The organism is Psychrobacter sp. Pi2-52 (genome assembly GCF_904846705.1).
Taxonomy (GTDB): domain Bacteria; phylum Pseudomonadota; class Gammaproteobacteria; order Pseudomonadales; family Moraxellaceae; genus Psychrobacter.
Genome location: NZ_CAJHBS010000004.1, coordinates 25,921 through 46,027, shown reverse-complemented (window position 1 = coordinate 46,027; position 20,107 = coordinate 25,921). Strand labels below are relative to the sequence as shown.

Annotated in this window: 19 protein-coding genes and 1 pseudogene; 10 read left to right on the top strand and 10 right to left on the bottom strand. The window is 42.8% G+C overall.

The features are described 5' to 3' along the window. Nucleotides 1–387: 387 nt before the first annotated feature. From JMY00_RS03520 to pilG, 3 genes are all read right to left on the bottom strand, one after another. Nucleotides 388–918, bottom strand: a complete 531-nt coding sequence (locus tag JMY00_RS03520) for a chemotaxis protein CheW (protein ID WP_160022438.1) — start codon at nucleotides 916–918, stop codon at nucleotides 388–390. A 3-nt stretch (nucleotides 919–921) separates the two neighbouring features. Continuing rightward, nucleotides 922–1,284, bottom strand: a complete 363-nt coding sequence (locus tag JMY00_RS03515) for a response regulator (protein WP_057761573.1) — start codon at nucleotides 1,282–1,284, stop codon at nucleotides 922–924. A gap of 180 nt (nucleotides 1,285–1,464) precedes the next feature. Then, entirely contained in the window at nucleotides 1,465–1,842 is a 378-nt protein-coding gene (gene pilG, locus JMY00_RS03510) for a twitching motility response regulator PilG (RefSeq protein ID WP_057761576.1), read from the bottom strand. Between the two features lie 684 nt (nucleotides 1,843–2,526). Between pilG and JMY00_RS03505 the strand changes: the two genes are divergently transcribed. The 7 genes from JMY00_RS03505 (at nucleotide 2,527) to JMY00_RS03475 (ending at nucleotide 10,994) form a co-directional block, all read left to right on the top strand. Then, a complete protein-coding gene (locus JMY00_RS03505; protein WP_201579148.1) occupies nucleotides 2,527–3,750 on the top strand; it encodes an efflux RND transporter periplasmic adaptor subunit in 1,224 nt (407 codons plus the stop codon). Between the two features lie 256 nt (nucleotides 3,751–4,006). Then, the gene (locus JMY00_RS03500) at nucleotides 4,007–4,729 is read left to right on the top strand and encodes a response regulator transcription factor (protein ID WP_057761578.1); all 723 of its coding nucleotides are present in this window, start codon (nucleotides 4,007–4,009) and stop codon (nucleotides 4,727–4,729) included. A gap of 85 nt (nucleotides 4,730–4,814) precedes the next feature. Then, nucleotides 4,815–6,944 carry a sensor histidine kinase gene (locus tag JMY00_RS03495; RefSeq protein WP_201579147.1) on the top strand — a complete coding sequence of 710 codons (2,130 nt, stop codon included), beginning with the start codon at nucleotides 4,815–4,817 and terminating at the stop codon, nucleotides 6,942–6,944. Nucleotides 6,945–7,192: 248 nt separating this feature from the next. Then, nucleotides 7,193–7,963 carry a methionine ABC transporter ATP-binding protein gene (locus tag JMY00_RS03490; protein WP_057761581.1) on the top strand — a complete coding sequence of 257 codons (771 nt, stop codon included), beginning with the start codon at nucleotides 7,193–7,195 and terminating at the stop codon, nucleotides 7,961–7,963. A gap of 19 nt (nucleotides 7,964–7,982) precedes the next feature. Further along, on the top strand, nucleotides 7,983–8,669 hold the full coding sequence (locus JMY00_RS03485; RefSeq protein ID WP_201579146.1) for a methionine ABC transporter permease: 687 nt from the start codon (nucleotides 7,983–7,985) through the stop codon (nucleotides 8,667–8,669). A gap of 170 nt (nucleotides 8,670–8,839) precedes the next feature. Next, on the top strand, nucleotides 8,840–9,817 hold the full coding sequence (locus JMY00_RS03480) for a MetQ/NlpA family ABC transporter substrate-binding protein (RefSeq protein WP_201579145.1): 978 nt from the start codon (nucleotides 8,840–8,842) through the stop codon (nucleotides 9,815–9,817). Nucleotides 9,818–10,145: 328 nt separating this feature from the next. Beyond that, entirely contained in the window at nucleotides 10,146–10,994 is an 849-nt protein-coding gene (locus tag JMY00_RS03475; RefSeq protein WP_201579144.1) for an aldo/keto reductase, read from the top strand. A gap of 100 nt (nucleotides 10,995–11,094) precedes the next feature. Here the strand turns inward: JMY00_RS03475 and ccmE are convergent, their stop codons facing one another. The 5 genes from ccmE to ccmA all read right to left on the bottom strand — a co-directional run bounded on the left by ccmE (nucleotide 11,095) and on the right by ccmA (nucleotide 14,559). After that, nucleotides 11,095–11,595 carry a cytochrome c maturation protein CcmE gene (ccmE, locus tag JMY00_RS03470; protein ID WP_201579143.1) on the bottom strand — a complete coding sequence of 167 codons (501 nt, stop codon included), beginning with the start codon at nucleotides 11,593–11,595 and terminating at the stop codon, nucleotides 11,095–11,097. Nucleotides 11,596–11,838: 243 nt separating this feature from the next. Beyond that, the gene (gene ccmD, locus JMY00_RS03465) at nucleotides 11,839–12,060 is read right to left on the bottom strand and encodes a heme exporter protein CcmD (protein WP_160023571.1); all 222 of its coding nucleotides are present in this window, start codon (nucleotides 12,058–12,060) and stop codon (nucleotides 11,839–11,841) included. A gap of 16 nt (nucleotides 12,061–12,076) precedes the next feature. Continuing rightward, the gene (ccmC, locus tag JMY00_RS03460) at nucleotides 12,077–12,865 is read right to left on the bottom strand and encodes a heme ABC transporter permease CcmC (RefSeq protein WP_057761594.1); all 789 of its coding nucleotides are present in this window, start codon (nucleotides 12,863–12,865) and stop codon (nucleotides 12,077–12,079) included. Nucleotides 12,866–13,137: 272 nt separating this feature from the next. Next, entirely contained in the window at nucleotides 13,138–13,845 is a 708-nt protein-coding gene (locus tag JMY00_RS03455; protein ID WP_160023583.1) for a heme exporter protein CcmB, read from the bottom strand. Nucleotides 13,846–13,929: 84 nt separating this feature from the next. Further along, on the bottom strand, nucleotides 13,930–14,559 hold the full coding sequence (gene ccmA / locus JMY00_RS03450) for a heme ABC exporter ATP-binding protein CcmA (RefSeq protein WP_201579142.1): 630 nt from the start codon (nucleotides 14,557–14,559) through the stop codon (nucleotides 13,930–13,932). A gap of 162 nt (nucleotides 14,560–14,721) precedes the next feature. Between ccmA and JMY00_RS03445 the strand changes: the two genes are divergently transcribed. From JMY00_RS03445 to JMY00_RS03435, 3 genes are all read left to right on the top strand, one after another. Beyond that, complete coding sequence (locus tag JMY00_RS03445) at nucleotides 14,722–15,831, top strand: hypothetical protein (RefSeq protein ID WP_240990638.1); 1,110 nt, start codon at nucleotides 14,722–14,724, stop codon at nucleotides 15,829–15,831. A 30-nt stretch (nucleotides 15,832–15,861) separates the two neighbouring features. After that, nucleotides 15,862–16,716 (top strand): YbjN domain-containing protein, encoded by an 855-nt coding sequence (locus JMY00_RS03440; protein ID WP_201579141.1) that lies wholly within the window; start codon nucleotides 15,862–15,864, stop codon nucleotides 16,714–16,716. A gap of 128 nt (nucleotides 16,717–16,844) precedes the next feature. Continuing rightward, entirely contained in the window at nucleotides 16,845–17,759 is a 915-nt protein-coding gene (locus tag JMY00_RS03435) for a histone deacetylase (protein ID WP_201579140.1), read from the top strand. 58 nt (nucleotides 17,760–17,817) lie between these two features. Here JMY00_RS03435 and JMY00_RS03430 read toward each other — a convergent pair whose 3' ends face one another. Both JMY00_RS03430 and coaBC read right to left on the bottom strand, forming a co-directional pair. Beyond that, complete coding sequence (locus JMY00_RS03430; protein WP_201579139.1) at nucleotides 17,818–18,600, bottom strand: sulfite exporter TauE/SafE family protein; 783 nt, start codon at nucleotides 18,598–18,600, stop codon at nucleotides 17,818–17,820. A 125-nt stretch (nucleotides 18,601–18,725) separates the two neighbouring features. Continuing rightward, nucleotides 18,726–20,102: pseudogene (coaBC, locus tag JMY00_RS03425) on the bottom strand (bifunctional phosphopantothenoylcysteine decarboxylase/phosphopantothenate--cysteine ligase CoaBC); the annotation flags it as partial. Between the last annotated feature and the right edge of the window lie 5 nt (nucleotides 20,103–20,107).

The following is a 20,107-nucleotide window of genomic DNA, read 5'->3' as shown; positions in this document are numbered from 1 at the left end:
GATTGCAAATACAGCCGCTGGCAAGATAACGGATTGATTGAAACTATCGAAATATTGACTTACCGATGATAGCGAGTTAACTAGCCAAATCAGACAAGCCAAACTTAATAGAACAAAAAATCCTAACAATAGCTTCCAAGTACTATCAGCGTCTTTGCCATCTGCTGATGTTTTAGCCATACCAGCTACAGGTTTTTTTATCACATCACTCATCTTGCGTCTTCCTTTCAAACAGTCATCAAAGTCTAATTGTGGCTGACTTTGACAATCGTATTGTTATCTAAACAATGATTAGCAAAGCCTGTATAAATGCTGACATCGAACCCTATTATGTCAGTCGCTATTTCTCTGTCGTTACTTAACAGACAGGTCTTCTATTATCGACAATTATATTGCAGCATCTGAATACTGAGGATCTTGTGCGAGCAAACTTGGCATAAATACATACCAGTCTTGGTCATTTTTGAAAAACTTGCCATGGTTATAAGGCGCAAACGGCGACTCTGGATCTATGGCTTCTGGACGATACTGTTCTTGTGTGAACTGTTCGATACCAAGTACTTGATCCACCAGCAGTCCTGAAAAGTTATTATCATAATCAATGACGATAACTTTTCGTTGGCTCATTTGTGTCAAGCGACTAGGGACTTGCAAAAAATGCGACAAATCCGTTAAAGGTAAGAGTCGCCCACGAATGTTGGCAATACCTAGCATCCATGGCTTTACTAGAGGTAGGCTAGTATATTCTGGCATAGATAATACCTCTGATACCTGACCCATAGGGGCAACTAAGCGCTGCCCACCAATTTCAAATACCACACCTTGCCAATCAAACTCTTGGCCACCGCGGCGACCGCTTTTGCGCGCGCGTGCCAAATCTGCTAAACGCAGAAGCTCGATAAATCCTCTAGAAGCCACAAGTTACTCCATCACTTTGCGAATCATATTGACCAATCCACTTTCATCAACTGGCTTGTTCATATATTCTTTGGCGCCTTGACGCTTGCCCCAAACCCTATCTGTCTCTTGGTTTTTGGTACTGATCATGATGACAGGGATATGAGCAGTGGTTTTACCGCGGGTAATCTTGCGTGTGGCCTGAAAACCATTCATTTCAGGCATGACCACATCCATCAGGATTACATCTGGTAAATGTTCAGCTGCCATCTGGCAACCCTGCTCACCATTGGTCGCTTCCAACACTTGGAAGTTATTTTTGGCAAGCATATCGCGAAATTTCGCCATTTCTGATGGCGAGTCGTCAATGACTAAAACGGTAGTCATAGGAGGTTCCTTTATGTTCTAAAATATCTGTGAAGATATATTGATATATGGTTCAGATAGAATGATTAAAAATAACACTTATAAATCTACTGGTAGCCGTTCTTTAATCATAGATTATTCAGTATTGAATAATCTGGAGCGATAATATCAATCACTCCCTGTAAGTCTATATTTATTCGATTAACGGTACTGATTAATGGCATCAAAAAGCTCATCTTTACTAAATGGCTTTGTCAGATACTCATCAGAACCCACAATACGACCACGCGCCTTATCAAATAGACCATCTTTAGATGACAACATGATTACCGGTTTATTGGCATAATCAGGGTTATTTTTTATCAGCGCACAAGTCTGATATCCATCTAGACGTGGCATCATAATGTCGACAAAAATAATATCTGGATTGTTATCTACAATCTTTGCTAACGCATCGAAACCATCGATAGCGGTCACTACTTCACAGCCCGCTTTTTGTAATAAAGTTTCTGCAGTACGGCGAATGGTTTTTGAATCATCAATTACCATTACTTTTAAACCTTCAAAATTATTTTCCATTCTCATTGTCCTGTAAACGACTATTTGTTCGTAACGCTATCTAACAATACAAAATTTGCTTGGCTATTTTAAACTTTTATATCATCTCTTGTCAGATCGATATAAGTACCTATATTTGCATTGTCTGCGTTGAAGTTTGTGATAACAGCGAATCTTCTACAATTGATGCCTAATGACTAATCGCGGTATCAATATAACGTACTATACGCACTTTATTATTAATCTTACAAAATCTAGCGTTATTTAAGTGCCTTGGATAGGTTAACTTACCCTGCGCATATCCAAGAAGAAAGTCACATATAACAATGATTCCAATTAATCATAAATCCGTTCTTTGACATATAAATAGATTAGAGTTCAAATAAAAGGCATCGTTATTATAATTTTGTATTGTATATAACTGGCAATGATATTACTGGATAATTTTCATTTGTAATAAAAATGTATCAATGCATTTTATAGTGTTTGTTTTAGCACAGTTATTATTGCTTTTCCAGTAATTAGTAAAATTATGTTCGAACTCATTAGTATCATAAATAACTGTTCTTATTTATTAAAGATATAACTTCAACTCTGCTTAGTATTCGATTCATCAGCTTTCTTAAGTTTAGTAAATATTTTACAGTCGTTCCACCACGTTACAATTCACTATATAATAATATGACGATTACAATGGTGACTGTTATGACAGCTTCTAGACATTTAAGAAAAATCCTCTATTTATTCAGCGTGCTATTTATCGCTGCTTGTCAGCCGTCACCTGTAAATGAATCGACTGTTACTGACACTGAAGCAGAGACCGCAGACACGCCTCTTATCATCACAAGTGATAGTGTCACAATGACGCCAGAACATATCTTGAGTATCAAACCTTCAAGGTATCAGCCGAGTCTCGGCTTACAAGGTAATATCGAACCTATCAAGCAGACTACATTTGTTGCGGTACATCCGATTCGTATAGAAAAGACACTGGTTAGTGAAGGTCAATGGGTAGAAAAAGGCACGCCATTGCTGGTCTTTAGACGTACGGGCACGGCTAGCAAAGCTGAAGATTTGAAAAAGCCTGAACAAGGTAATTCAGAATCAGGGGGTACTAATCAAAACAATCAAGAAGATACGCAAAACTCTGATGCTAACTCCGCACAAGCTGCGCCAGACGCAGATATCGCTGTTGTAAGAAAGACTAACAATGATAAAAATTTAGAAGCAAAATCTGCGATAGATACTGATAGCAACATCCCTACTAGTCAGAATGCAGACGTTAATACTGCTAAACAAGATATGCAGTATAATTCGATTACCATTCATGCCAGCTTTTCGGGTCGAGTAGAAAGCTTATCTGCTGATGCAGGACAACAGTTAACGGCGCGCACGTCTCTACTACAGATCAGTGACGAGACCAAACTGCACTTTATGGCTACCCTGGCTATACAAGCAAAACCACAGCTTTCCGTTGGTCAGACAGTCAATTTTACCGCCGAAGGTGTCTCAGACAAGTTTACGGGACAGGTCAGCAAACTGGTATCGACCAGTCAGCCCAAAAAGCTCTTGGTCTATGTTAATGTCATCGACAACGAAGTTAGTCGTGATAAATTATTACCAAATATGAAAGTCACAGGCCGCGTCAATTATGGTCAAATAGATGTCGGTACTATCGTACCTAAGCGCGCGCTACATGATGTTGATCTGACAGAGTTGCAAACTCCTCCTTATATGCCGCTACAACCATTGACTGCAAATGTTTGGATTATAGGTCAAGATCAGCGTTTAACGCGCCAACCTATTGAAGTAGTTGAATACGATCCTACTACGCAGCAGTATTTGATAGCAGGTGTGAGCAATGATAGCTTGATTTGTTTGGCGGACTTACCTGTTGATTCTAAAGGTAAAAAAGTCATTGTGTCATAATAGCTTATGCTGACAGTTACATTGCGTAGAAACATTAACAAAGCTTCTCTTGTTTTGTAACAGCATAATTAGGCAATATGACCCTACTATATATAGCATTATCCGAGTATTGAAATACGACTCATATTTAATTATTCACTATTCTGTATATTTGAAAACATAGAGGCTGAGGTTTAACTGTTTATTATTACCAACAGTCATTATTACCAGAAACGTTATATTTTTATAAATCACAATAACAATTAGAGGACACTCCATGAGTAAGCAGATTTTATTGATTGAAGACGATCCAGATTTGGCTGAGCTGATCAGCGATTATTTGACCATGAACTATTATGATGTGCATCATGCTGGTCTTGGCCAAGAAGGTCTCGATTTATTAGACACCAAAGAGCGCGATATTGACTTGGTTGTATTGGATCTTATGCTGCCTGATATGGACGGTATGCAAGTATGTCAAAAGATTCGTGGCAACAAAAATAACATGACCAATAAAGTACCTATTATTATGCTGACCGCAAAAGGCGATACAACCGATCGCGTATTGGGGCTGGAGATGGGTGCTGATGATTATATCGCCAAGCCTTTTGAGCCACGTGAGCTTTTAGCTCGTATTCGTGCGGTTATTCGTCGTCATGAGCAACCAAATCAAGCCGATAGCCAATCAGACAGCTTAACCTTTGGCCGTTTGAGTGTGTTCCCTGATAGTCATGAAGTCACTATCGATGACCAACCAGTACGTCTAACCACGCATCAGTTTCAGTTGTTACACTACTTCGCCACTCACTCTGGCAAAGTGTTGAATCGTGAGCAGCTCTGGCAAGCGATGCCAAATGATGACAGCTCAGACAACATTGACCGTGCAATTGATGTACATATTTCGCGTCTACGTGCTTTGATCGAGGACAACCCACGCCAACCAAAGCGTATTATTACCGTACGCGGCGTCGGCTATCAATTTGCCACTGATCAGGTATGACCATAAAGGATGCCTAATTAGCTGACTCATGGTGTAAACTCTATACCATGAGTCGGTACAAGCGTTTAATAATAGAGATCGTTTAATGCAGCAATTGGGTTTTCGTTCCGTATTTGCCAAACTATTTGCCAGCGTTATGCTGGCACTTACTTTATTTGCTGTGGCAATGGTGCTGTTGACCCAACTTGTTCATGACAAAGACGCTGGTATTCGCTCAGAAATATTAGCCACACAGATTCTAGGACAAATTGATCCATTCTTACACGAATTAAATATCTCCATCAGCAAAGACAATCGTTTGCAGTCTCGTTTTATGCTGGCTGTCGTTAAGAAAAGCTTTGATATTTTTGATGAATCACTGCAAGCGAAAATGGGATTGTATGACAGCGAAGGTCGGCTACTCATGCAAACCGATAACAGTGACCTACCCCTAGAGCTTCCCCCTACTCCGTCTTTATTCTCACGTGTTTTTCCATCACTTGCAGATACATCACCTACCAAACAAGCCCAAGTGTATAGCAGTACGGGTTATACCTTATTATATGAATCACGTCTCACGCCTAAAAAACCTGTCCTTTCTGCAGCCTTGAACTTGTTCACTGGTACGTTACTACTCTTGCTCATTATGGCAGGTGTACTATGGTTGATTGCACGGACGATGACATGGCGGATTGACCAGTTGAGCCAACAAATGACTCAATTGGGTGATGGTGATTTTACGGTGCGAGTGAATGCACGTGGTAATGACGAAATCGCTGCACTAGCACGTGGATTCAACCAAGCGGCACAAAAAATTGAACACTTAATTGATGCCAATAACTTGCTACTGGCACATGCTTCTCATGAGCTTCGTACACCGATTACACGTATCCGACTACAGATTGAAATGATGGATATGCTAGCTGGTGCGCTGCCAACTGATACCAAAGCAAAGTTCGATAAACGGGCACAAGCCATCAATAGAGACTTATCAGGTCTTAATGACTTAGTGGAAAGCATATTACTGGTTAGCCGTTTGGATGCAGGTCATGCCTTACAGCAAGTTGAAAACTTAGATTTATACGATTTGGTAAATCAAGAGCGTCAGCACTATCCTGAAGCCACACTGATTGGTGAGCATATCGTGATAGATGGTCAATCATCAATGTTGACTCATTTGATTCGTAATTTACTTACCAACGCTATGCTACATGGCAAGCCACCTGTTACGGTATTACTATATGGTGTTCAGAGCATAGAAGAAGCCGGAACTGTGCCCGACTATCTATTACAAACAGTGCTATGCAGCAGTTTTGTCGATTACAACAGTTTAGACTTTGACGATTATGAAGAAAACGCTGATGCCAAAGTAATTGAACACAAAACTGCTAAATATGAAGCTACTAGTTCAGTTGATAAAAATAAATCAGACACAATTGACTCGATAGCAGAGCTACCGACGCCGACTATCTATAAAAACGGTGAAGATATAGCTGCCAGCAATGAGAACAACGATAGCGATGATGACACCAGTATTGATAATGACCTTTCAGATGAAAGCTTAATAGACAGTGTTAGCAAACCCCAACCTACTACTGGCGAAACATCACTACTTGCTGACTATTACAGCTTTACCAGTGAGTTAACTGACAGAATTAAGAAAGTTATTTGGAAGGCTGTTCCAGATTCTACTGACCTTGCTAACGACACTCATAATACTGCTCACACCAGCTTGATTGAAGTAGCATCAACAAACTCTATAAGCAACGTAGAAAGCGAGAATACTGGCACTCTCATCGAGAACAGTGTTCAAAAATCAGATAGTTCTACTACTGATGCCGCTACTAAAAATAACGGTTCAAAAAATACGAAAGATGACGCCAAATCTAATAGCTCAAATAATGAGAACTCAGGCGCAGTTGTGCGTAAAGAAGGCTTATTTGCTAAGCATATGAAAAAAGCCAAAACTGAACCTGAACGTCCTTTGCCAAAATATGCTGTACTGGCTGTAATCGACGAAGGCACTGGTATCCCTGAAGGTAAGCGAGAAGAAGTCTTTAGCCCATTTGTACGTTTGCAGCAAAAAAACAAAGGCTCTGGATTAGGGTTATCGTTAGTCTCACAAATCGTTACCGCCCATCAAGGACGTATTATTACAGATACGCTAAATGGTCATACTAGATTTTTGGTGACCATCCCCATTCATCACGATCCTCATTACAACTATCACGAGTAATCAATCCCAATCATTATATAGATAGCTGTCACCTTCATACTTGCCGTTTTAACTGCTTATTCTTAATAGCTATTAATCATAAGCCGGACACGTATGTGCATATCCAAAGTGCTTGATAATATGCTATATTACCGCCCCTTATTATACGGTTATTGACTGTTGTCGTTTTGACGAGCTTCTTACATATTTAAAGAGGCCTGATGACGCGTTTATAACCATTAAAAAATTTATTAAATTTTGAGCCCTCCATGAATGACATGATTGTCTTAAACGATGTGACCAAAAGTTTTTTAAGCGACCGATCAATCAAAGACAAAGACGGCAAGCCACATTGGTTTACCGCTGTTGAGCCGACATCTCTGACTATCAAACAAGGCGAAATCTTTGGTCTAATGGGTTATTCAGGTGCAGGTAAATCTACCTTATTGCGCCTAATCAACATGCTTGAACGTCCAGATTCGGGTCAAGTCGTGATAGACGGTACTGACCTAACCACGCTGTCTGCCAGTGAGCTGCGTATTGCTCGTCATAATATCGGTATGATTTTTCAGCAGTTTAATCTGATGTCTAATCAAACGGTCTTTGACAACGTGGCATTTAACTTAAAAATCTCTGGTTATCCAAGTCGCGACATTCATAAACGCGTCATGGATTGTCTTGCGATTGTCGATCTAACCGATCGTGCTGGTCACTATCCTGCGCAGCTATCAGGCGGACAAAAACAGCGTGTGGGTATTGCCCGCGCGATTGCCCCTAGTCCAAAAGTATTGTTGGCCGATGAGCCAACCAGTGCACTTGACCCTGCAACGACCCGTAGTTTGCTGACTTGTCTACGCGATATCAATGAGCAACTTGGCGTGACTATCGTTATCGTGACCCATGAGATGAGTGTTATTCGTAGACTTTGTGATCGCGCAGCGTTATTGCATCAAGGACAACTATTAGAAGTTGCGGATGTGCGAGACGGTCTGATTCAAGCAACCACCCCGATTGGCAAAGGCCTAGTCGTCGAGGACTAATGAGGCAGGAGAAATAGATATGTTAACTGGTACTGAATTATCCGCCTCTATAGATAAGCTACTTGTGTTACGCAAAGAGATCGTGAGCGCGTTTATTGATACGTTTGTGATGCTTGGTATTTCGACCACGGTAGCAATCGTCATCGGTGGACTGTTTGGCGTATTCTTGTTTTTGTCTAGTGATCGACAGTTTTTGCAAAACAAGACGTTGTACGGTGTGCTTGGCGGGATTACCAACTTTATGCGTGCTTTCCCTTTCGTGATTTTGATGATTGCAATGAGTCCGTTTACCAAGGTCATCGTTGGTACGGGTATCGGACCGATCGCTGCATCACTGGTACTTGCTATCGCTGGTTCGTTTTATTTTGCGCGTTTGGTCGAGCAAAATTTACGTGAAGTGCCGCGCGGTATTATCGAAGCCACTGAATCAATGGGTGCACGACCTTTTACCATTATTAAAGTACTACTTAATGAAGCTCGCTCAGGTTTAGTATTGTCAGTCACTATTCTTTGTATCAGCTTGCTCTCTTATTCAGCGGCGGCTGGTATGATTGGTGGTGGCGGTTTGGGTGATTTGGCCATTCGCTATGGCTATTATCGCTATCAAACCGAGGTAATGATTTTTATCGTGATTGTACTATCCATCATGGTCGTCTCGATTCAAGCCTCTGGTAACTGGCTCGCCAATCGTTTAGACAAACGTTAAACCGCTTTAGAGAATACTTGACATTACGAGCGACTAGGTTTATTTTTGGCAACACTCAACCCTTATCTCAGCTCTTACAACAAAAGCAGCATTACTATTTATAATGTTGCTTTTTTAATGTTCAGACGATAAACGTTTTACTCAACCCCATTCATTATTAAGGACATATTATGAAATTAACAGATATCAGCCGTCAGTTAGCTACCGCATTTGCTGCTGTTGGTGTATCAGGTCTAGTCTTAGTTGGTTGCAGCAATTCATCAGCGCCAGAAGCGACTAAAGAGCCAGTAACCGAGGGTGCCACTGCAGAAACTGCCGCTAGCGATATCGATCCTGACCATACCAAAATTGTTATCGGTACGACTGAAGGCGATTTTGCTGATATGGTTCGTAACCAAGTGAAGAGCACGCTTGAAGCTCAAGGTTATGAAGTTGAGTTGATTGCTTTTACTGATTATGTCCGTCCTAACCTTGCATTGGCTGAAGGCGATTTGGATATCAACATCTTCCAACATAAGCCTTACCTTGATACCTTCAAAAAAGAAAACAACCTTGATTTGGTTGAAGTATTCCAAGTACCAACGGCTCCACTTGGCATCTACTCAGGTAAAAAGACTAGCCTTGACGCTGCATTCAAAGGTATGAGTGTTTCTGCACCAAACGATCCAAGTAACTTTGCTCGTGCTTTGGTAATGATGGATGATCTTGGTTGGATTACCCTAAAAGACGACATCGATCCATTGACTGCGTCAAAAGCTGATATTGCTGACAACAGCAAATACGATATCGAAATCGTTGAGCTAGAAGCTGCTCAATTACCACGCGCACGTGATGAAGTTGACTTCGCAGTTATCAACGGTAACTATGCTACTGACTCTGGTATCAAATTGACCGAAGCATTGTTCCAAGAGCCAAGCTTTGCTTATGTAAACTGGTCAGCGATCAAATCTGCTGATACTGGTAAAAAATGGGTTGAAGATGTGACCAACGCTTATAACTCAGAAGCTTTCAAAAAGTACGCTCATGAAACGTTCCCTGGCTACAAGTACCCAAAAATCTGGGGTACTGACCACAGCGCGAATATGGACACTACTGCTAAAACTGAAAGCGCTGACGCTTCAGAAACTGCAGAAGCTGCTGCTCAGTAAGACTTTAAATCAAAAGTACCTAGTTTTTTAAGTGTTATGATTAATATAAACGCCCATTACTTAAAGTGATGGGCGTTTTTTTGTCTTTAATTTTGGGAGTGCTGTCTTCCAATACCGTTATCAAAAGACTAACTGAGTATCAAATAACTATTAAAAATCACGTTACAGCCTGTTTGCCCTTTGTAGGAAACCGTCACTCACGCTTCCACTTGTCCTTGGTTTTTCCTATAGTGGACAGGCTCAATAGTGATTTACTCGTTAGACCATACTATTGATGACATTTAAAACTAATGAAAAATTATAAAATACACATAACAAGGATAATAATATGAGCGCTAAAAACTATAATATTCGTACCGCTGGCCAAGCAAATATCCCAATCCTAGGCCTAGGTACTTGGCAGTCAACTGGGCAAGATTGTGTAGATGTGGTCAAAAAAGCGTTAGAAATGGGTTATGAGCATATCGATACCGCTCAAGCTTATGGTAATGAAAAAGAAGTTGGCGAAGGTATCAGACAGTCAGGCGTGGCTCGTGATAAGTTCTTTTTGACTACCAAGATTTTCCCAGATGATATGAAGTTTGAGCCAGAAAAACTAGTTGCAGCAGCAAAACGCTCTTTGGAAGATTTGGGTACAGATTATGTCGATCTGTTGCTATTGCACTGGCCTGATGACCGCGTGCCATTATCTGAGACCATTCCTGCGCTGTGTGAACTCCAAAAGCAAGGCTTGACGCGTCATATTGGTGTTTCAAACTTCAATATCGCTAATATCATCGAAGCCAAGAAATATGCTGATGTGCCTATCGTCGTGAACCAAGTAGAGTTTCATCCGTTTATTAAGCAAAACACATTGCAGACCTTCTTGAATAATCATCATATTCTACTAGAAGCCTACTCGCCATTAGCGCGTGGTGATGTATTTGATAACGAAGTGATTAAAGAGATTGCAAATAAGCACAACGTCACACCAGCACAAATCTCACTAGCTTGGATCTTATCAGACAAGCATCGTGTGGCTATTCCAAAAACATCTAACCCTGATCACTTGCAAGGCAATCTAGATGCCATTAAGGTTGAGTTAAGTGCAGATGAGTTAGAAAAAATCGGTAACTTAGCCAGCTCTGACGGTCGTAAAATTGAGCACCCTGACTATAGCCCAGTATGGGATGACTAACAGGGTTAATAAGTACGATTAACTGATTAGCTAAACGCAGCAAAATAAAAAGCCACCGATTATCGGTGGCTTTTTTATATGGTACGAAAGCTCAAAATCATTACTGCTGTAGCGTTTCGGTCTCATGAATCTTTTCAGCAGGATTATACTGTTCAGAAGTAGGTATCGCTCCGCTGCGATTATTTTCTTTCATAGATTTAGCAACTTCTGGTGGCATATAGTTTTCGTCATGCTTAGCCAGTACTTCCCCAGCAACGAAAGTATCGCCCTGCATTTTACCCGTAGCCACGACGCCTGAATTTTCAGCAAATAAATCTGGCAGGATACCTTGGTAAGTCACTGGCACGGTTGATTGAAAATCAGTAATCGCAAACTCAACATTTAATGGGTTGTCTGCTGCACGCTGCACACTACCAGCAACCACCATACCACCAGCACGAATACGTTTGTCTTGAGGCGCTTCACCTTGGGCAATCGCAGTTGCATCAAAGTAGTAGTCAGTTTGCTGCCCGATGGCATAGATAACCAACATAACTGCTACTGCCGCACCTACCAGCGTAAACATAACCCACGTCAGTTTTTTCCGACGAACTGCATTCATACCACTACCCCATTAATGAGTCACTGTTTTATAAACCATAATCAATCTATAAAACAGAAAAATTTGAAGAAACTACCATTAGAAAAACGTTCTAAAAATGTCTTTCTAATCGTACTCTTCTAATCGCTATATGGTAGCATTTTTCAGACAAATCAATAAGCCTCATCACTGCCTATAAGGTCATATTTTTGTCAGTGTAAGGATACGGCTTCTTACGCTAAAGCCCTGATATTAAGATGATTTTTATTCAGCTTGTTTGGTTACAGGCGTTGAGGTTTTGGTGGTGCGTTGTGCTTGACGAGCTTGCTGGATGGTCAGCTGTTTGATAAGTGACTGTCGCTGTCTGCGGCTATAGATAATAAATGCCAACATCACGCCGATCGTTATCGCCCAGCACGACCACACAAAAACCCCATGCTTACCCATGGCGAAAAACTCAGATACGCTATAAAAGTAAGGCTGCATAGTATTTTCCTAGCCGTTATTTGTGTTGACCACGAATGTATTCTTTGACCCACGCTTTGCCTTGATCACGGTATAAAATCAGCGTGTTGGTACGATAAATTGCTAATGTCGCAACCAGTAAATAGCTGCCGATAATCATCAGTAACAAGGGCATCCACATATCTGCCGACATCTTCGGTGCGGCGGTCAAGCTAAAGGTCGCGCCTTGATGCAAGGTATTCCACCACTCTACTGAGTACTTGATAATAGGCAGGTTCACTGCACCCACGATAGATAAAATAGCAGCCGCTTTACCGCGATTGGCCGTATGCTCAAAAGCGGCAAACAACGCCATCACGCCTGCGTATAGAAACGCCAATATCAGCATTGATGTAAGGCGTGCATCCCACACCCAGTAAGTACCCCATGTTGGCTTTGCCCAGATAGAGCCTGTAAGCAAACTAATGACACACAGTAAAAACCCCATTGGGGCAAGTGCCTGCGCGACCAAACTGGCCGTCTTAATCTTCCATACCAAATAGATCACTCCCAGAACCGCAAGAGAAAAATAGATAGAAATGGCAAGACTGGCCGCTGGAACATGGATAAATATAATGCGATAGCTATTGCCCTGAAGATAATCAGGCGGTGCAAAAGCAAGGCCCCATACGCTACCAATGAGCAAACAGAGACTGGCCAATATGGCTAACCACTTGACCCAAGGGCTAAAGATACGGAAAAACTGCTTAGTACCCACAGTGGTCAAGAAACCCTGCCAAATGCGCTGCCACAAGCTAGGGGATGAGACGTTATTCAGGTTGGGCATGGGAAGAAACCTATTACACAGCTTACTGGCGATAAAGGATGCGGTCTACCAAAGCACCACTATCAACTCACCTGCTGGCGTTAAACACTGGATAGAATCTACAAAGAGCTGTTTACGTATTCAATTGACTATTATAGCAAAATTGCCAGTTTTCACCACGATGTTAATACATGTGATACAGATAACTAGATTTCGATGGCTAGGTTGAGATAAATGGGTTTAGCTAATCAAATTTCGACAACTGGACTTTAGGATTGCAACAAGCAAATCGTTTAATTGAGCCATGACATTTTTAAAGTTGTAGCAATCACCCATGGCATGACCAAGACAGAAACAATACTTCCTGCTAGTAATAAGGCTAAAATAGGCAAACCGTTCAGCCCAGAAGCAAATAAATCAACTGCACCTGTAGCAAAAATCAAGACTGGCAACTGCATCGGTAAAGCAATCAAAGGCACCAATACTGCCCCATTCTTCAATGATAGCGTCAAACTACTGGCAATCGCGGATAGCATTAGGAGCATCGGGCTACCTGTCACAATAGAAGCCATCAATATCCACGCTTCAAACCAACTAAGCTGAAATAACGGCACGGCAAGCAAGCTAAGCGCTGCCACAATACCACTGCTAAAAATCCAATGAATGACCAGTCTAATCAGTACCCATAGCGGTAGTGACGCTTTGGCCACGACCAATTGCGCAAGCGTACCATTATCAAGCGCAGGCTTGAATAATCCATCAACGCCCATTACCAGTGACAGCAACGCAGCAATCCACACTGCTGATACGCCCAGACGCTGCAATAGCGCAGGCTCACTACCAACTGCCAACGGAAACAAAGTAATAATCACTAAGAACAGCACTAATGGGTACAACCACTGTACCGCTCCTTGCTGCTTGACTTGCCATTCGCGTCGCCATAGCTGCAGGAAGCCAATACTGCGAGGCACTGCGACAATAGCATTTGGACTTTTATTCATGGCTACTACAGATCCTACTTGTATTGGACTGTCTGTCATTATTTGTCCTTGCACATATACTGATGGTACTGATAGCAATCAAACTTATACCATATAATCTGATAAATCGAGTACCTGATTGGCGACACCGACTGCCTGATGACTGGTCATTAGTATCGACCCGCCAGCCTGTGCAAATTCGCATAACCGCTCTTCCATACGTGCCACCATATCGACATCTAACGCAGTGAAAGGCTCATCAAGTAACCAGAGCGGTGTCACATCAGGAGTTAGTAGGTACAATCGCGCCAGCGTGATGCGGCGCGTTTGCCCAGCGGACAGATGACTTGAGCTGATCGTTTCAAACCCTTGTAGCCCAACCCATGTGAGTGCATCGTCAATATCAGCAGCGCTTGGCGTAATACCATATAGGTTCAGTAGAAACGTCAGGTTTTGTGCCACTGTCAAATTCGGATGAATGCCCAACTGGTGCGAGACATATAAAGGCTGGATGGGCAAGCACGATTGTCCTTGATAAGTAACTTCACCTGACAAAACAGGTAACAATCCAGCCAACTGCATGAGTAACGTGGTCTTTCCCGTCCCATTTGCCCCGATTAGATGGCAAATACTACCAGCAGATAGCTGCAACGCAACTCCTTCGCACAGCGGTATCTCACCGCGCTGAACCGTCAGCTCCTCAAGTGCAAGTAAAGGCGTATCCAAAACCGTCATCAAAACCTCTGGTTATTTATCAAGCAGCAATCAATATTCATCACAAACACAGGCAATGTTCGTGGCATAATACCCTATGCTCGCTACAAACACACAGTATAACAAATTGTCGATTACTCTGACTTCAAAAAGTACGACCTCAAAAAAATACGACTTTAAAATATGACTTCAAAACCTATGCCGACTTCACAAGATAGCCAAAAACCTAATACTGCTGCAGAAACTAAAAATGACAACGCAGAAACTAACTTTTCAAAAGAGCCATCAGCCAGCCGTTTGACAGTAGATGGCTTGATTGATGCTCAAGTCAACTTTATGCAGCAGTGGTTGCACAATCAAGCTGAGCCACTAGCGATGGAAGGTTGGCAATGGTTTGGTGCGCAGCCTTTAAGCAAATATATTGCCTGCGATCATTTACAGCAGCTGATGAAAGACTGGCTGTTAAATCAGCCGATGACTGAGGTGATGCGTACCGACATCCGTGATATTTTGCACACTATTATTTATCATCCAGTCAATGACAACGTGCCTTTGTCTGAGTTGGTCGATGATGCCCAAGTCGAAACGCTGGCCAACTATATCGGTAGCCATGAGCAGCAGCGCAATATATTGATTCATACGCTAGTCGGTAACGAAACCTTTGCGGATTTATTGACCCAAACACTCTATCACGCTATCAACGACTTTATGGAAAGCACCCTCGATAAAGCAGGTGGCGTTGGTAAATTGATGAAGCTTGGGCGTAGCTCTTTCGAAAAGGCGACCAACAGAAACCTCGATGAAAAACTACAAACCTACTTGCATCGCAATATCAAAGATTTGACGCGCAAAGCCGAAGCCAATGCCCAAGAACACTTATCAAATGAAGAAGTGGCACGCCTGATGGTAATGGGCTGGGATCGTATCAAAGACCAACCAATTAGTGAACTACAAACCTATTTAAGCGATGAGCCCGGTAATAGTAGCATTGACCATATCGAAGCCAGTATCCAACAAAGCTATAATCGCCTGCGACTGTCACCATATCTGCACAGTTTGGTATCAGCGAGCATCGACACTTGGTATGCCAATCATCAGTCTGACACGATGGCTACCATCGCCGCGAGTTTGCACATTGACGAAGAGGCGATGAAGCAAGGTAGCACCGCTCTACTGCCTATCGTGTACGATGCGATTGCGACGCCTTGGTTGACAGCTCATATTCGTGAAATGCTAGCAGCGTTCTATGCACAGCCTGCTATTAAAGAAGGCTTGGCATTCACTCACGATTAATTTACAACCCTTACTTGTCAGCATACTATTATGAGTCAACGCAATAAACTCAGCTTGTGGCAAAAAATCAAACGGTTACTGACTTCTGCCGCACCGCAGTCAGTCATTGATGGTGCAAACGAGCAAGGGCATGCATCACTTGCTGATAGCGAGATTAATAATACAAAAAATATGTCGGCTGATATTTCTAATATCAGTTCTCAAGCTACTGATATTACTGTCTCTGATATCTCTCATGAGTTAGAGGCGAATCAGGGCAGCGAACAGAATAACCCTCAAGCGCAAACAAATACATCTCAACTCAAAACCGATAACTTAAAAACCGATATCGCAAGTGCAGAGCCTCAAAACCAAAGTAACACGCCTATCGTCGACTGCTTAAAGCAATACTTCAATGACAAACAATGGCACTACACGCATTATCGACCCAAAACCAACGACAGCCAAAAATCGCATCATTTATCCTTGAGAATGCGTCATAAGCAAATAAACTGTGGCTATCTGTTTCGGGTGCAAGAAAAAAACAAACTATTAGCCATCTACGGCATCTTGCCATTTTTGATACCAGAAACTCATCAAAGTGCCGCGATGCTACTCATCACCCAAATCAACTATGACATGCTAGTCGGTAATCTAGAGATGGATGTCAACGATGGTGAGATACGCTACAAAAATGCTATCGATGTCGAAGCAGTCGGTATAGATAATGAGATTATTGAGCATTTACTACAAAGCGTGGTTGCGATGACTACGGTCGCCAACGAGCTTTTTGGCAACTTGGTTAATAATCAAGAACCTGCTGAAGACATGCAAACGCTACTTGTCGAGCTACGTCAACAGTCAGACGCGCGCACGTTCTTTTTACCGACTCAGTTTGTTCAATAGTTCAGTCCGTTCGATAATTAAGTTCATTCGATAAACTGGTTGTTTAATCAAGCCATAATCTACGATCGCGGATACTTATCTCTTTATTTTTCTATCCAAAAAACCATCAATACTAAGCTAGAAATCTTATGCTAAAAATCGCCTACTCTGACGTCTTTCGCTACTCCGTGCCAGAAAAGCACCGCTTCCCTATGCAAAAATACATTATGATTCCTGAGCGTTTGCTGGCAGAAGGCACTATTAGCCAAGATAACTTCTTTGCCCCTGCTCGCTTGAGCGAAGATGAGGTTTTGACCACCCATACCGCAGAGTACTGGTATCAGCTTAAAACCCAAACACTGCCGCGCAAGGCTGCTCGTGCGATCGGATTTGAGATGACGCCGCAGTTGGTGGAGCGCGGTCGTTATATTGCCCATGCAACGTATGAGTGCGCGCTATATGCTCAGCAATATGGCGTGGCAATGAACGTCGCGGGCGGCACCCATCACTCTTTTGCTGGTCATGGAGAAGGGTTTTGCGTATTTAATGATGTTTGTATCGCTAGCAATTTATTGTTAAATCGTGGACAGGCACAGAAAATTTTAGTTATCGATTTGGACGTTCATCAAGGCAATGGCAATGCCAGTATCATGGTAGATGAGCCCCGCGTTTTCGTCTTTAGCATGCATGGGGCAAAGAACTACCCGTTTCGTAAGCAGGTATCAGACTTAGATATTGAGCTAGACAATGATACGGGCGATGCTGAGTATTTACAGATATTAGAAGATACGCTGCCACGCTTAATCGCTAAGGTTGCGCCAGATATGATTTTTTATCAGTCTGCTGTCGACGTGCTCGCTACCGATAAGCTCGGCAAACTTGGTTTGACACAAGCAGGATGCAAGGCGCGTGATGAATACGTTCTGCAGCAAGCAAAAGCCGCCAATATCCCTGTCGCTATCGTGATGGGTGGCGGCTACTCAGAAGATATCGAAGATGTGGTCGAGGCGCACTGCAATACCTTTCGTTTGGCGCAGCAGATATTTTTTGAAGAATTGGTCTAATAACATATCGCTGAAAGGTGAAGACGATTCCAGAGTTGGAATGGCTCATATGCTCTAGTTATAATAATGCCGTAATGCCTTGCCAACCAACGCGTATTCCAAGCACGATTAAAATCAATAAAATAAGCTGACGAAAACGCGCTTGCGGTAAATAGCGACGCAAACGGATTCCAACCAAAAGAGTCACTATAGATAACACACTCAAAAAAGTAATCAGCTGCCACTCACCACTGCTCAATGCCATGATAGGCTCACGCAGCACGATAATTTGAGCAATCTTTCCTAAGAAATAGCACATGTTACCGACTTTGGCGATGGTGTTTTTATCGTCACTGGCAGACAGTAAATACATCATCAGGATGGTCGACATTGCATTGGTCGAGCCGCCAATCACGCCTGCACCAAAACCAACGGCAATCAACATAGGCTTGGTGTTTGGTAGACGGATTTGTTTGCCGAGTAAGCTACTCACGACGTAGAAGGCAATGACCGCGGCCAACAATAAGAGGATATAAGCGCTATCGACCCATAGCAATAGTTTCGCACCTAAAATGCTACCCAATAGGCTAGTAAGCGCAAGCAACCAATAGCATCTGCCGTAGTAGATAAAGTTTTGCCAAATGGTGCGTTCACCGCCTACTAGCCATGTCATCACATTAACGACTAGCGAGGGGAAAATCACTAACACAATGGCGTGTTGCAGTGGGTACATACTAGCAAGCGCAGTGGTCGTTACTAGCGTTGCGCCAAGTCCGCTAATACCATGTAGCAGTGAAGCAAGCGCAAAAATGATCGTCAGCACTAGCATCTGAGTGCTATCGTTACCAGCTATATTCATCATATCGGTCACACCATTTTAGGCTCAGCGTCTGTATCTACACACTATCTACATGCTAGCTATCAGATTTAGCGCCTGTAGCTCTAACTATCTTTACGTTGACCGATTGCTTGACCAATAATGCTAGCTAGTTGCTCAGCAATTTTATCTTTACTGGTCTTCTCAAGTGTTACCGCGTCACGCTCATAGCGCTCAGAGAAAAACACCTGCATCGCATTGTCATCACTAGCAAAACCGATATCTGCACGTGAGACATCATTGCAAGCAATCATATCCAAATCTTTTGCTACCAACTTACCACGGGCATAACGCTCAACATCTTGCGTCTCTGCTGCAAAGCCAACGACAAATAGCTCTGGATGTGCAAGAGAAATTGCCGCTAGAATATCAGGGTTTTTAACCAAACTGAGCGTCATGGCATCTTGTGTCTTTTTAATTTTTTGTGGTGCAGCTTCTTCCGTACGATAATCTGCCACGGCGGCGGTGGCGATAAAGATATCTGCTTTTACAAATTGGTTGTCATCATAAGACTGTAGCAAGTCATGATTGTCATTATGGTTATGGTCGCCTACATCGTCATTACCGCAACCACAGTCGCCATGATGATGTTCGTGAGAATGGGAATGGTTATGAGAGTGATCGTGCATATGCTCATGAGAATGGTCATGCTCATCTTCAAAGACTAATTGAAGCTCGCTATGCGTACCTTCCACACATTGCTGCGCCGCTATCAGCATATCTTCGGCAGACAGCACATCGATTCGTGTGACATTAAGCGGCGTGGGCAATGCCACTTTACCACCAGCGATTAAGACAACGTCTGCACCAGCAGCCACACAGGCACGTGCCAATGCAAAGCCCATTTTTCCTGAAGAGTGATTAGACAAATAACGCACAGGGTCAATCGCCTCTACTGTTGGACCTGCAGTAATAACTACTCTTTTACCTGCCAGTAATTGTGGCGTCGTATTCATCGCTATGAACAGCAACACCTCATCCAATAATTGCTCAGGCTCAGGCAATCGTCCTGCTCCGACATCACCGCATGCTTGCTCACCGCTAGCTGGCTGGATAATTTGATAATTCATATCGCGCAATGTTTGCACATTTAGATTGACTGCTGGATGCGCCCACATCTGCTGATTCATGGCAGGCGCAATAATGACAGGCGCAGTAGTAGCAAGGCACACTGTGGTCAATAAATCATCAGCCATACCCATGGCCAGACGCGCAAGCGTATTGGCTGAAGCAGGTGCAATCACGATTAAGTCGGCCCACTTAGCCAGCTCAATATGCCCCATGCCTGCCTCTGCTTGCTCATCGAGCAACGAGACATGCACTTCGTTACCAGTCAACGCTTGTAGCGTCAGCGGTGTGATAAATGCTTGTGCGCCTGTCGTCATGATAACGCGCACATCAAAGCCTGCCTTGACTAACAAGCGGGCAAATATAGCAGATTTATAAGCGGCGATACCGCCAGTAATAGCAAGCACAATATTGGACATAAGCG